Below are 13,758 nucleotides of genomic sequence, written 5' to 3'. Positions count from 1 at the left end.
TTTGGTAAGGGAGTCATATCAAATCCTGATATGACTCCACTGCCGTCTTTGCCAGACCACAATAAAAGCCGCAGAACTGATCAGCCGCTGTAAAATCGTCAGCAGCCAGAGTGTCGTTAATCCTGCCCCCACAACCGTTCCCAGTAGCCAGCTGACAGGTAGCAGGAAACCCCATTGAGCCCCGAATCGTATACCCAGCACAGTCTTATTAGCACCCGCTCCGAGCAGGGTCTGGGTCAGTACCAGAGAGGCAGAATCCAGAATAATGCCAACGCCTGTCAACTGCAGTGGCAGTCTGGCAGCGTTAACCAGTTCCGGCTCATGCAGGAATAGACCCAGCACCCATTCAGGGATAAATAACAGTGGCAGGCTCAGAATACTGAGCAATATTGTGGCTATCCGGACGGTACTCCAACCCCAGGTAATAGCCATCTCCGGCTTCTGTGCGCCAAGCTCCTGACTGACCAGCGTGTTGGCCGCCATACCCAGGCCGATACCGGGAAGAATCAGGAACAGCGAAATATTCATCAATACATGGGCAATAGCCATTTCCCGGGTACCCAGCCGGGCGATAATGGCAAAAAACAGCATGATGCCCAGGGCAAACAGGGTTTGCTGCAACGAATCGGGGGCAGCCAGTCTGACCAGGGTTTTCAGGTTCAGCCAGTCGCTACGACGGAACGGTTGCAGAAAACCATGATGAGAGACCTGTTTGAACAGGACAGACAGATTCAGTAATGCACCAAGATACATGGCAAGGAAAGTACCCATCGCCGCACCGGCAACACCCATGGCAGGCAGGCCGAGTTTTCCATAAATCAGGATATAGCTGATTACGGCATTGAACAGGTGAGAAATTACCAGAATCCTTAAAAAACCGGACGGCTGACCCGTACCGTTCCAGTACCCACGAAAGGACAGGCTCATGGCTGCGGCCATCAGTGCCATAACGCGAATACGAAAATAGGTCTCTGCCGCATTGTGTATCACACCGCCCTGGCTGAACAGTTGCAGAATCCAGGGTGCCATGATCATTAACAAAAGGCTGACTGGAAGGGCAAAGAGCAGGGCAATAATAATCCCGTGATTAACAGGCACTGCGCAACGGCTCTTCTGGCCAGCACCACAGCGACGTGCCACTTGTGCCTGAACACCCGCAGACAGCCCAGCCACTAAAGCCAGAGCAACAAAGTTGGCATAACTGCCCGCCCCAACCGCTGCCAGCGCCTCTTCACCCAGTGGGCCAATCAGCGCGGCATCCACCAGGTTCAGCAGGCTCTGTGACAGCATGGCAAGAATAATGGGGGTTGCCAGTTTTACAATGGTCAGACTGCGCTGCTTCAAGGCTGCCTCTGCCTCATGGGAAAAGTAAAAGAGAAAAGGGGGGTTAAAATTCAGGGGCGATTGTAATGGTTCGGAATCAGGTTGGCGAGGATTGAATAAAGGAAGGCAGCCCTTCTGCGCACAGAAAGGCTGCCTGACAGAATTACAGCAGGTTAGGTCTGAGCCACTTTTCAACCTCTTCGACAGTAATGCCTTTACGGGTGGCGTAGGAAGCTACCTGATCAGGCGTGATTTTGCCGAGTCCAAAGTATTTGGATTCCGGGTGTGAGAAATACCAGCCACTGACACTGGCGGCGGGCATCATCGCGAAATGCTCGGTGAGCGACACCTGTGCGTTATGTTCACCCTTCAGCAGTTTGAATAATGTAGCTTTTTCAGTGTGGTCAGGACAGGCGGGATAACCGGGGGCAGGGCGAATGCCGGTGTACTGCTCTTTGATGAGCTGCTCATTACTCAGAGACTCTTCTGGAGCATAGTGCCAGAACTCTTTCCGCACTGTCTCATGCATGCACTCGGCAAAGGCTTCTGCCAGCCGGTCGGCCAGTGCTTTGACCATAATGCTGTTGTAATCGTCACCGGCCTCTTCATAGGCTTTTGCCAGTTCTTCCGCACCGATACCGGCCGTGGTGATAAAGCCACCTATGTAATCGTTCAGTCCCGTTGCTTTTGGTGCAACAAAGTCTGCCAGGGCGTAATTAGGCTTATCTTCAGGTTTGGGTGTCTGCTGGCGCAGGTGGTGCAGACGGGTCAGCACCTCTGAGCGGGAATCATCGCTGTACAACTCAATATCATCAAAATCCGTTTGTGCAGCTGGCCAGAAACCGATGGCGGCACGAGCCCTGATTTTTTTCTGCTGAATCAGTTCATCCAGCATGGTTCGGGCATCGTTGTATAAACTGGTGGCAGCTTCGCCCACGACGTCGTCATTCAGAATGGCGGGGAACTTGCCCGCAAGGTTCCAGGTGATAAAGAACGGTGTCCAGTCAATGTAGTCAACCAGCTGTTGCAGTGGGAAGTCCTCAAACACTTTTACACCTGTAAAAGTGGGAACCGGTGGTTGGTAACCCTTCCAGTCTGGTTGAAAGCGATTATCAAGGGCTTCCTGATAGGTCAACAGCTGACGTTTATTGTTACGCTTATGATGGCGAACCCTGATTTTGTCGTATTCGGCACGGGTTTCTTCTACCAGCTTGGGCTTCAGTTCCTGGCTGATCAGCCGGGTAGCTACCCCGACACTGCGGGAGGCGTCTGTTACATAGACGGCAAGGTCATCGTGATATTCCGGTTCGATTTTAACCGCTGTATGCGCTTTAGACGTAGTGGCACCACCAATCATCAGCGGCAGATTGATGCCCTGACGCTGCATTTCACTGGCGACATGGACCATTTCATCGAGGGAAGGAGTGATCAGCCCGCTCAGGCCGATGATATCGACCTGCTCCTCAACAGCCGTTTGCAGGATTTTCTCGCAGGGAACCATAACGCCCAGGTCAATCACTTCAAAGTTATTACAGGCCAACACCACGCCAACAATATTTTTGCCGATATCATGGACATCGCCTTTGACCGTTGCCATCAGGATCTTGCCATTAGAACGAACCTTGTCGCCTTTTTCTTCCTCAATAAACGGCACCAGATGAGCGACAGCCTGTTTCATCACCCGGGCGCTTTTTACCACCTGGGGCAGAAACATTTTACCGGAACCAAACAGGTCACCCACCACGTTCATGCCGTCCATTAATGGACCTTCGATGACCTGTATGGGGCGTTCCGCTGCCTGCCGGGCAGCTTCCGTATCTTCGACAATATAGGTGGTGATGCCTTTAACCAGCGCATGTTCAAGTCGTTTATTAACGGGCAGCTCCCGCCAGCTTAAATCTTCCACCTGCTTCTGTGCCGTTCCGTCGCCACGATACTGGTCGGCAATGGTCAGCAGTGCGTCGGTAGCTTCCGGAGTCTGGTTCAGTACGACGTCTTCTACCCGGTCACGCAGTTCGGCAGGAATGTCTTCATAGATCGCCAGCTGCCCCGCGTTGACAATGCCCATGGTCAGGCCATTTTTAATGGCGTGATACAGAAAAACGGCATGAATGGCTTCACGAACCGGGTTATTACCACGGAATGAGAAGGAGACGTTACTGACGCCGCCGGACACCATGGCGTGGGGCAGGTGGTCGCGAATAAAGCGGGTGGCGTTGATAAAGTCAACGGCGTAGTTATTGTGTTCTTCAATGCCGGTGGCGACGGCGAAGATATTCGGGTCAAAGATAATATCTTCCGGTGGGAAACCAATGTCGTTCACCAGGATATCGTATGAGCGCTGGCAGATTTCAATCTTGCGGGCTTCGGTGTCGGCCTGACCCGCTTCATCAAACGCCATCACCACCACCGCAGCACCGTAATTCCGGCAGAGTCTGGCATGGTGACGGAACAGCTCTTCACCTTCTTTCAGGCTGATGGAGTTAACGATGCCTTTGCCCTGAATGCATTGCAGGCCGGCTTCAATGATCTCCCATTTGGAAGAGTCCACCATAATCGGCACGCGGGAGATATCCGGTTCTGAAGCAATCAGGTTCAGGAAGGTGACCATGGCCTGCCGGGCATCCAGCATGCCTTCGTCCATATTGATATCAATGACCTGAGCGCCGTTTTCCACCTGTTGGCGGGCTACGTCCAGTGCCGTGTCATAATCTTCTTCCACAATCAGGCGCTTGAAGCGGGCAGAACCAGTCACATTGCAACGTTCGCCGACGTTTACAAACAATGAATCTTCAGCAATATTGAACGGCTCCAGTCCACTCAGGCGACAGGCTTTGGTGATAACCGGCACTTTTCGTTGTGGAATAGACGACATCTTTTGAGCAATGGCGGCAATATGGTCAGGCGTACTGCCGCAGCAGCCACCAATGATATTGATCAGTCCGGATTGTGCAAATTCAGCAACAATGTCTGCCATCTGTTCCGGTGTCTGGTCGTACTCACCAAAGGCGTTGGGCAAACCGGCGTTGGGGTGGGCGCTGACGAAAGTGTCGGCAATGTTTGACAGGTCTTCCAGGTAAGGGCGGAGTTCTTTAGCGCCCAGGGCGCAGTTCAGCCCCACCGATAGCGGGTTAGCATGCGCCACTGAGTTCCAGAAGGCTTCTGTCGTTTGACCTGACAGGGTGCGCCCGGACGCATCGGTAATGGTGCCGGAAATCATAATGGGCAGTTCAAAACCCAGCTCATCGAACAGGTCTTTAACGGCGTAAATGGCGGCTTTGGCATTGAGCGTATCGAAAATGGTTTCGATCATCAGGATATCCGCACCGCCTTCGAGCAAGTCGATGGCTGCCTGACGGTAAGCGGTGGTCAGCGTTTCAAAGCTGACGTTGCGATAGCCGGGGTTGTTTACGTCTGGTGAAATAGACGCGGTACGGTTGGTGGGTCCCAGAATGCCCGCAACAAAGCGAGGCTTGTCCGGATTTTTTGCGGTTTCTGCGTCAGCCACTGCCCTGGCCAGCCTGGCTGCTTCACGGTTAATTTCCGGAACCAGACCTTCCATTTCATAGTCTGCCATGGCAATGGTGGTGGCATTGAAGGTATTGGTTTCCAGGATATCGGCACCGGCATCCAGATAGGACTGATGTATGTCCTGAATGATGTCTGGTCGGGTCAGGCACAACAGGTCGTTATTGCCTTTCACATCGCAGTGGTGGCTGGCAAAACGCTCACCCCGGTAGTCGTCCTCTTCCAGCCGGTAACCCTGGATCATGGTACCCATGGCACCGTCCAGAATTAAAATCTGTTGTTGCAGTCGTTCCTGCAGCAGTCTGGCACGTTCCTGTGCCTCTTGAATTCGTTGTTCTGATAGTTGCGGCATGCGTACAGATTCCAGCCCGTTCATTCTTGTTGAGTCAATCAGATGAAGCTGGAATGGTATCAGAAAGCGGCAGTGATGTACTCGCTACAGTAAGAATCGCAGAGTACCCTTGTCATGACATCCGGGCAGAACATAAAAAGCATCGGTGCATGCCAAACATTACATAATAATTTCAGCAATAAAAAACCCGCGAAAAGCGGGTTTTTTATTGCTGAAATTATTCAGGGTCTGGCATCTTCCGGATGCAAAGGCCATTTTTTTGGTGGCTCAATGTTATTTTCTATTTTGTTTTTTCCATACTTAAAGTGCGATGGGCTTCTCAGCTCATCAATAGCACAATTCATTGTCTTAGGGGAGTGTTGAAACTCACAAGGATTCGGACCGTCACCAGCAAGCAATGGGAACGAGACAGCCAAGCTGGCGATACCAAGCAGCAATTTTTTCATAATCAGCCTCAAGTGTGTTAATTGCACTCGATATATCGGCTACCCTCAAAATAACTTCACAACACTCGGCGGTTTATGCTGCCTGGGCAGTCAGCTGTTCAACCGGTTTGCCAGTTCCCATCAGGCACAGGGAGGCAAAAGCTGCAGAGGCCAGTGTTACGGCGGCCAGGGTCATGGTTCCGGCAACAGGCAGAAGGCCAACAGCACCACTGATCAGGGTCGCCATCAGCATTTCAATAAAGAAGATCAGGCCCGATGCGGTGCCGATATTGTTCTTCATATGCTCAGTAGCACGAGCCTGGCACAACGGGTTGAAAATACCCAGACCCAGCTCGTAGACCACAATACCGGCCACGTAACCCATGACGGACTCGCCACCACTGAACCACGCTGAGGCGATGGAGATCAGGGCACCGGCCACCAGGGTAGAACCAGACAGCAGGGTGACCTGTTCACGGCTCAGGCGATCGGTAAGCTTTGGCCCCATGGTGGCGCTGACCAGATAAGCGGCAATAGCAGAGGCAAAGATAAAGCCATAATCTTTCGGGTTAATGCCCAGCTGTTCGATCAGTACAAAAGGCGCACCGGCCACAAAGACAAAGGCACCGGCAAAAGCCACACCGGCAGCCACCGAGAAACGCATGTAGCGCAGATCGGTCAGAACAGCGGAGTAGCCTTTGAACATACCTGTGGTGGCGTTAACATTGCGCTCGGCTTTTTCCGGCAGCAGGGTCAGTGCCAGCATGGCGATAATCGCAAACGCAGCCATAACCAGGAAACTGTACTGCCAGCCAGCGTACTGCTGGATATAACCACCGGCAATCGGTGCTGCCATTGGGGCAATGGTCAGACAGGCACTGATATACGCCAGAATTTTTACTTCCATTTTGTCGGAGTAATAATCACGGGCGATGGTTCGCGCAACAGCTGTACCGAAACAGCCGAATATTGCCTGGGCAAAACGGGCAGCAATAAACAGGTGAATGCTGCTGGTGGTCAGGGTCGCAATGGTGGCCAGCAGGTACAGGGAGTATCCGCCCAGCAGGGTATTTTTACGGCCAAAGCGGTCACTCAGCGGGCCAACGATCAACATGGACAGAGAGAAACCCAGCATAAAAATACCCACACTCCATTGAGCGGTGGCATAGTCCGTGTTGAAGTACTGTGTGATGGCAGGCAGTGACGGTGTGAATATATCAATGGACACCGGACCGACAACAGCAAACAGGGTCAGTACGACCAGTACGGCGGTGGTATGTTTCTCAGGGTTTAGTTGACGCATGTAACTCTTATCTAACCAAAAAGCAGGGCAGGATGCAGAGATTTTTGATTCAGATCAATTCGTGGTTTTCACATATTTGTAGCTGCTTCTTCCGTTTCAGCCTTTGGGGTGATCGCATTCGGCAAACTGTTACCGGTTCAGGTAGACATCAAGTCAAACGGGGTCTTTAATGAGCCTGCAGTGTGATATGTGCTCGTTGTTCATCTTGAGGAGTGCTTGCCATGATCCATTCCACCTTAGCCTGCCCTGTCTCTTATCGTTTCCTGGTTCCACGATATCCGGGCTGGCTCCTTGGATGTCTTTCAGTGGCTTTACTTCTTTTGCTTTCGTCTATAGCGCGGTCCGAAGAGCCGCAAGTGAAATACATTGATGACAATACTTTAATGATTGCTTTTCCTTTAAAACAGGTAGTGTTAAAGCAGAAATCCAGTCGCCTAAAGCGAAGGGACGCGAATCAGTGGTGGAGTTCTCTGGACCTGTTTGAAGAGACACCCTGTACTGGAATATTTTGTTCTAAAGATGGCCTGTCAGGACCCGGTGATATCGTTGTTGAGGCTTCCGGACGAGTTGTTTTTACTGATCAAAAACGAATATATGCCTTTTCGGAACCTGAATACGGCAAAGCGATCACCCTGAAGAGCATCGAACTGCCGGGGTCTGTGGATTATGTCTACAGACAGAGAACTCATATGGTAAAGACCAGCAATGGTTCTTTTATTTCCAATAATGATACAGGCATATACCTTGCCCGATTTGAGGAATATGGGGAGGATGAGGTTGTTCAACTCAAAAAGCATGGAAGGCAGTACTGGAAGCATTCTAACGATATGGCCACAAACAACGAAGCCGGTTTAACATGGGCCACAGAAGGCAAAAAGCTTCTGGCTTTCTCTCATGCCGATCAGACAGTTGTTTACAGATTTCCATACACTAATGCCAAAATCAGTGGCAGGGCTGCCATTTCGGTATTGGGAGACGTTGTTCTGGTATCGACCCCTGTACGCTCAAACGATCAGCGGAAGCTGGAGGTTTCTGCTTTTCTGTCTACAGCCCCGGAGTCATCACGTTTGCTCTGGCGCAGTCAGTTTGAGCCTGATCAGAAAGAATCACTGAACTGTCGCCCTGAGATGGCACTTTCAAACGACAATGTGTTCCTGCTTTGTAATCAGGATATTCTGGTGCTTGATGTTCATAGTGGGCAGACAAAATTCCAGGCCCGGCAAAGAAGCGAAACACAGCCGCTCAAAGGCCTGGTGATCGATAAAGACGGTCGATTTTTTACCCAGGGGGAAAAAGCTCTTTATCTGTTCGATGCTGAATTCAGATCCAGTGTCTACATCTATCCTCAGGCTGTTACACCAGCAGAAGGCTTGCTTCTGGCAGAGGGTGGCACCCTGATCGCTCCAGCTGTTATTCACAACGAAACGCCGTTTGTCGCAAGCCCTGAGTTTTTTAACCAGGACAGTTCCTCTGGCAGTACTGACAGGGCTGTAAATACTAACCAGACAACACCCGCCAGACAGTCAAATACCACCACTCGGCCAGTTACAATCGGACAGCCTGAAATGAAACCCACGCTTCGTTTGCATAAGTTCAGGGTTGAGAATGGTACTCTCAGTCTCATCAGCCAGGAAGACATGGTGTTAAGGAGTACGATCATTCCGCCACACTTTAAGAACGATAAAACGGGAAGGCCTTTCTGGGTGGTCGGTGCGCCAGTGTTATCAAATAGTGGGAACCTGTACCTGTTTGCTGCCAGTATCAGCAGAAGGGAATGTAATTCTGGAGGTGTCCCGTGTACCTGTTTCTGGCTGGGAACTGATATGGTTGTAAAGCACACACTGAACAAAGGGCTGGACAAGACGGCTATCTGGGCGAAGAAATACCAGAATAGTGACAATACTAATTTTCTGACTTATCACGGTTCTCCGTTTGCACCTGCCTCCACACCTGCCATCACTATGCCGACCAGTAATTATGGTGGGGAACAAGGCGATACTGCAAAAAATTACCATAGTGGAGAAGCGGTCAATCGTTATTCGATAGCCAGATTATTGGTGACTGTTTACATTTCAGCCAGAATGTTACCATTTTAACGCTCTTCGTCCGGAGAGCGGTTAGTTCAGCCTCTATTGGATCTGGAACGCTTAACCGGACGGTAGTGTACTTGATAATGCCTTTCTGGCGCTCTCATTGCGGCTAAAAGAAATCACTGTAGTTCAGCTTGCCCTCATTCTCGGAAATATTAAGGCGCGTTGATTTCTGAGTCACTTCAATAGCTAGCAAATGGCCACCAGAAATCAAGGCGTAGAAAGCCATTGGCGTGATTTCCGGGCCTATCTGGAGCGGAGGCAGTCTGTTGTTGCCTTCAGCCTGTCCACTGGTTCCTGCCTGGTTAACAGTAGAAATAGCCTGACCAAGGTTGTTGATATAATCCTTTAATGGACAGACAACATTGAAAGCGGCATCAACCGCCCAGGGAAGCTCTGAACGGGGCAGCAGTTTTTTTGTTAAAAAACCAGCTATTCCATCCATGGGCATCGCCACGCGAGTTTTATTGCCCGTCACCTCACCAATGATGGCAAACTCATGGAGGATTCTTCTGGAAGGGGTGCGCCCCGGGTCTAAGACAATGGCACGATTAACCTGAACCAGGTTTGTGCTGCTCAGAGCTGAATAAATAACAAGCGCTGTACACTCATGGGCATTGGCAGCTATTCCTTCTTCAGCTAAACCAGGTGTCATGCAATGATCATACAGCCTGCGCCCCGCTTCATAATCATTGTGATTGCTCAAACGGCAGTACCCCCGCGAGGTGTATAAAAAAACAGAAGCCTTTTTCAAACGGGGGTAAGCGGCATGCTGTTGTATTTTTTCATGCACATGATTCATGAAAAAATTTTTCTGACTATAAATGTTGAATGATGTACCCAGTGTATTGTATTCGCTCAATAACCCTTGAACTGTTGTATTAACCGAATGAGCGATAAAGCTGTTTTTCATTTCTGTATCCCCCCCCCAGCTTAAATTCTTAGGATAGACAATCAGCAGATAGCTGTGTCACGATGAGCCAGACTGTTCAGACCCGCCTGTATATTTGTTATCCCTGCAAAGGTTTAGCTGAAGAAGTAAACCCGGGCTGAAAGGCGTTCAGCCCGGAATTGTGGGGGCTGTTTAGCTCTTTAATGGGTGTAAGCTCTGACCCAGAGCAAGAAGGATAATGCGATCATGAGCAGAAAACGCAAACAATATAGTTCAAACTTCAAAGCTAAAGTTGCCCTGGCTGCCATCAAGGGAGACCAGACCACTTCTGAGCTGGCGGCGCATTTTCAAATTCATCCCACCATGGTTAGTGCCTGGAAGCGGGAGTTGCTGGAACGTGCTGCCGAGCTATTTGGCAGCAAGGCCGACAAGAATTCCAAAAGTCATCAGGATGAAGTTGATAACCTTTACCGGCAGATTGGCCAGCTCTCTGTGGAGCGCGATTTTTTAGCACGCAAGCTCGATCATTGAAAAAATGCGTACGCGTTTCTATGGTCGAGCACCATCATCCAGAAGTCTCAGTCGTCAGGCAGTGTCGTTTGTTGGGTATTTCACGATCATCGCCGTATTACCAGTCGCGCAAGGATCTGACAAAGGATCTTGAAATGATGCGTCTGATAGATGAGCAGCATCTAAAAACACCGTTTTACGGGTCACGAAAGATGTACACATTCCTGCGCAACTTAGGCTATTGCATTAACAGGAAACGAGTCCGTCGCCTGATGCGGCAAATGGGTCTGGAGGCAATGGACTGGTACAGTCGCCGGGTTCTGTCCTGGCGGGTATCCAATACTATGGACGCTGATTTCTGTGTGGATGCTCTTGAAGAGGCTCTGAATCGCTATGGAGCCCCGGAGATTTTCAACAGTGATCAGGGCAGTCAATTTACCAGTGATGCTTTCACGGGTGTTCTCAAGAAGCACAATGTCAGGATCAGCATGGATGGCAAAGGGTGCTACCGGGATAATATATTTGTGGAGCGACTCTGGCGCAGTGTAAAGTATGAATGTGTCTACCTGAAGGCATTCGATAATGGGGCTCAACTGAAACAAGAACTAAAGAGCTATTTCCAGCTGTATAACTCGGAACGTCCCCATCAGAGTTTGGATGATAATACTCCGGATCAGATGTACTTTAAACAGGCAGCCTGAGGCCTGAATAACAATGGATTAGAGCTTTACTTACCACTCAGGTTGTTTGATTACTGGGGACCACTTCAGTACCTGACCATGACCGAGTTGTTCAAACAATTCCCGAGCCTTGAACTGGATGGTGAGCCGGAACGCAGTTTTGAAGACCATAACGCAGTTGTGTTCAGGAAACTGATGCTGAAAACCAATAACGAAGACTGACAAGAAGTAGAATATTAGACAAGCGGTTTTCTATAAATGAGGGAGCTACCTAACAGGCTTGTTAGGAAAAACGGAATCAACCCAGTGCAGCTAAGCGTTAAATGGTCAATCATACTCCAGAGCAACGAGTGCAGCGACTGCCAACAGACTGAAGATAAATGGGTCCAGCCTGTCGCCGTCAGAATGGAGGGTTGCGTTACCCGTTTGATTCCGAATATCACCATCCCCGGTGATATTTGTAGAAGCAATTAAGATCACTTCTGATGTAGGAGCTTCCGGTAAAAGAGAGGCGGTCATCAACTCTAATGGTGTAGTGGGAGATATCCCTGGCTTAGTGAACTGTGTTGTTGGCTTGCAACTTACTCCAGAGATAGCTGAAGAAGGTAAGTCGCACGGTTCATCGCCTAAATAACCAGCAGACTCATCGGGTATGGGGGTGTGACTGTACCCACCTGCTCGAAACCTGTCGCAATGTTGAGTTTGACTATCTTTGATGACGTCAATCCGGAGTGGGTGCACATGGCTTCGAATGGTATGAAAGACCAACTTACGATTTATAAATTTTTTGCTGTAGTTCCAAAAAATAATTTTTTTGTCATCATTACTGACCGCGAAATCGTATCTGTCTATACCTTTGGTGTGGAAGTGGCGTAACAAACTCCAATGGGGATCAAGCCATATCACTTTTTCGTATTTCTCGCAGGGCGAGCACTCAGTCACCACCAGCCCATAAAACTTCTTCTTTTTAGATGTTTCAATTTGAAGCGCAATGGCATACTTATATTTTTCATGGGAGGTTTCGTTATAGTTTACATACAGCTTGTAGGTATTACGAGAAACCTTAACAACACCCGGCCCTTCAACAGGCTTAATGGATACAATACCTTCAGTGAAGGGTCTTTTCCTGTCATCGTAATCTGAAATGCATTGCCCGGAGGAGTAATAATCGCTTCCTGATGTTTCTGTTACTGACTTTTCTTTTAAGTGGGTTGTATAGCTGTGAATAACTGAATGATTGTCACCCATTAGTTTCGCTGTGATGTAGAGTTCCCGTGGATTTCTTACCGTCAGTAATAAGGTCTTATATTGACACCCGACATCAAAGTAATTATTAGCATGCTGCCAGTGTGACTCTTCGCAGTTATATCTGCTTGCAATAACGCTTTTATAGTGGCTTGCAAAGCTTTTAACGCGGTTTTTTTCCTTGTAATAAATATCTATGTTCTTAACAACCGACCCGCTGGAAACAGATGTACCATTCACATTCAGTAACTCTACCTGGTACTTTATTTCAGCCTCTTTTGCCTGGTTGTTAAAATAAACGTCATCAGGTCCGTAAATAATATTGCCGTAACAAATGTTCAGACAATCATCATCCGCTGAAATATTTGGTGAAAGCATCACAATAGCAACAATGATAAAAACCTGTCCGATAACAAACTTTCTCATCTATAACCCCTTACAGCTGCTTAAATACTTTATCTGTCAAGAAAATTGAGACAGGCATGCCTGCTTGTGCCGCTATTGATAGCAACTGTTAAAGAACTCATCTAAAGGTTAATGGTACTGACTTAAGCCCCCCTAGCTGTAGGTTGGGACGAGCGGAACACGACTCCCAACACGGTGACTCTCTACATGGCACAAAGCGACAGCCATCAACACAAACCCTGTCAGCAGGCTCACCTACACTTCGGATTTATATTAATGGTGTGGGTCACTGTTTTCAGTCAAAAGGGGCAGTGGCTTCAGGAATAGTCATGGGTTATGACTATAGCGGTTTTTTCAGTGATAGCCACTCCTTGAGCAGAACATGTAGCATGTTGTCCTGAACCAGAACGGCTGAAGGGTTTTTAAGCGCTTTTCGAATGCGCCTCTGATCTAAATAGGTTTTGTATCCCGGCTCGTTATCAAAGCAGGATATTGCTTTAATATCGCTGGCTTCAGGGGGTGACTGATAGCTTCCCGGCTCAATGGTGCCGCCCTTCTCATTTTTACAGACTCTTGTTATCAACCATTGTCCATCCTTGCTGGTGTCCTGCCCGGCAAGCCACTGGAAAAAATGTTCAAGCTCCTGCTCAAAGGGAGGGTCCTGTCCTTGCTTTCGCTTTCTTCCCAGTCTCGGTATAACACTGGATGCCTGACTATCAAATTCAATCCCGGACTCAGGCAGGGTGTACTCAACAAGCCCTTCTAATGCGGTTTTATAACTGCTGCTGCCCAGGCTGTCATTGTTCGCTGTTTGGAAAGTGGTGCGGGTATCGGATGACTCTGAGTCATTCAGGCGGGTAGCCTCTTCGCCCCTACTATTTTTCCACATAAGATGGATATTGTTCAGTTCCTGCAAAACGACAGCATCAAGATGCACGACGGCAGGCCTGGTTTTCTTGTGCCGTCCTCCCACCGTTTTTTTGAAGCATGGCTCGCCAGTCACCA

At 49.2% G+C, this 13,758-nt stretch carries 9 protein-coding genes and 1 pseudogene; 3 read left to right on the top strand and 7 right to left on the bottom strand.

Features of this window, described 5'->3' with window-relative positions:
- Positions 1-18 precede the first annotated feature (18 nt).
- The 4 genes from V5J35_RS01325 to V5J35_RS01310 all read right to left on the bottom strand — a co-directional run bounded on the left by V5J35_RS01325 (position 19) and on the right by V5J35_RS01310 (position 6,931).
- Positions 19-1,344, bottom strand: coding sequence for an MATE family efflux transporter (locus V5J35_RS01325; protein WP_354009541.1), 1,326 nt, complete (start codon positions 1,342-1,344; stop codon positions 19-21).
- Positions 1,345-1,486: 142 nt separating this feature from the next.
- The gene (metH, locus tag V5J35_RS01320) at positions 1,487-5,203 is read right to left on the bottom strand and encodes a methionine synthase (RefSeq protein WP_354009540.1); all 3,717 of its coding nucleotides are present in this window, start codon (positions 5,201-5,203) and stop codon (positions 1,487-1,489) included.
- Positions 5,204-5,424: 221 nt separating this feature from the next.
- The gene (locus V5J35_RS01315) at positions 5,425-5,649 is read right to left on the bottom strand and encodes a hypothetical protein (RefSeq protein WP_354009539.1); all 225 of its coding nucleotides are present in this window, start codon (positions 5,647-5,649) and stop codon (positions 5,425-5,427) included.
- Between the two features lie 73 nt (positions 5,650-5,722).
- Entirely contained in the window at positions 5,723-6,931 is a 1,209-nt protein-coding gene (locus tag V5J35_RS01310) for a multidrug effflux MFS transporter (protein ID WP_354009538.1), read from the bottom strand.
- A gap of 356 nt (positions 6,932-7,287) precedes the next feature.
- On the opposite strand from V5J35_RS01310, the gene V5J35_RS01305 reads away from it, so the two are divergent.
- The gene (locus V5J35_RS01305; RefSeq protein WP_354009537.1) at positions 7,288-9,027 is read left to right on the top strand and encodes a hypothetical protein; all 1,740 of its coding nucleotides are present in this window, start codon (positions 7,288-7,290) and stop codon (positions 9,025-9,027) included.
- Between the two features lie 103 nt (positions 9,028-9,130).
- Here the strand turns inward: V5J35_RS01305 and V5J35_RS01300 are convergent, their stop codons facing one another.
- On the bottom strand, positions 9,131-9,727 hold the full coding sequence (locus V5J35_RS01300) for a hypothetical protein (RefSeq protein WP_354009536.1): 597 nt from the start codon (positions 9,725-9,727) through the stop codon (positions 9,131-9,133).
- A gap of 432 nt (positions 9,728-10,159) precedes the next feature.
- Between V5J35_RS01300 and V5J35_RS01295 the strand changes: the two are divergent.
- Positions 10,160-11,124 (top strand): annotated as a pseudogene (locus V5J35_RS01295) (IS3 family transposase).
- 78 nt (positions 11,125-11,202) lie between these two features.
- Positions 11,203-11,325 (top strand): hypothetical protein, encoded by a 123-nt coding sequence (locus tag V5J35_RS01290; protein ID WP_354009535.1) that lies wholly within the window; start codon positions 11,203-11,205, stop codon positions 11,323-11,325.
- A gap of 105 nt (positions 11,326-11,430) precedes the next feature.
- On the opposite strand, the gene V5J35_RS01285 is transcribed toward V5J35_RS01290, so the two are convergent.
- Positions 11,431-12,774 (bottom strand): hypothetical protein, encoded by a 1,344-nt coding sequence (locus tag V5J35_RS01285; RefSeq protein WP_354009534.1) that lies wholly within the window; start codon positions 12,772-12,774, stop codon positions 11,431-11,433.
- Positions 12,775-13,093: 319 nt separating this feature from the next.
- Positions 13,094-13,690 carry a hypothetical protein gene (locus V5J35_RS01280; protein ID WP_354009533.1) on the bottom strand — a complete coding sequence of 199 codons (597 nt, stop codon included), beginning with the start codon at positions 13,688-13,690 and terminating at the stop codon, positions 13,094-13,096.
- Positions 13,691-13,758: the final 68 nt, after the last annotated feature.

Origin of the sequence: Endozoicomonas sp. NE40, assembly GCF_040549045.1 — a bacterium.
Taxonomy (GTDB): domain Bacteria; phylum Pseudomonadota; class Gammaproteobacteria; order Pseudomonadales; family Endozoicomonadaceae; genus Endozoicomonas_A; species Endozoicomonas_A lisbonensis.
Note: the sequence above shows the minus strand (reverse complement) of the source record. Positions and strands in the feature narration are given on the sequence as shown.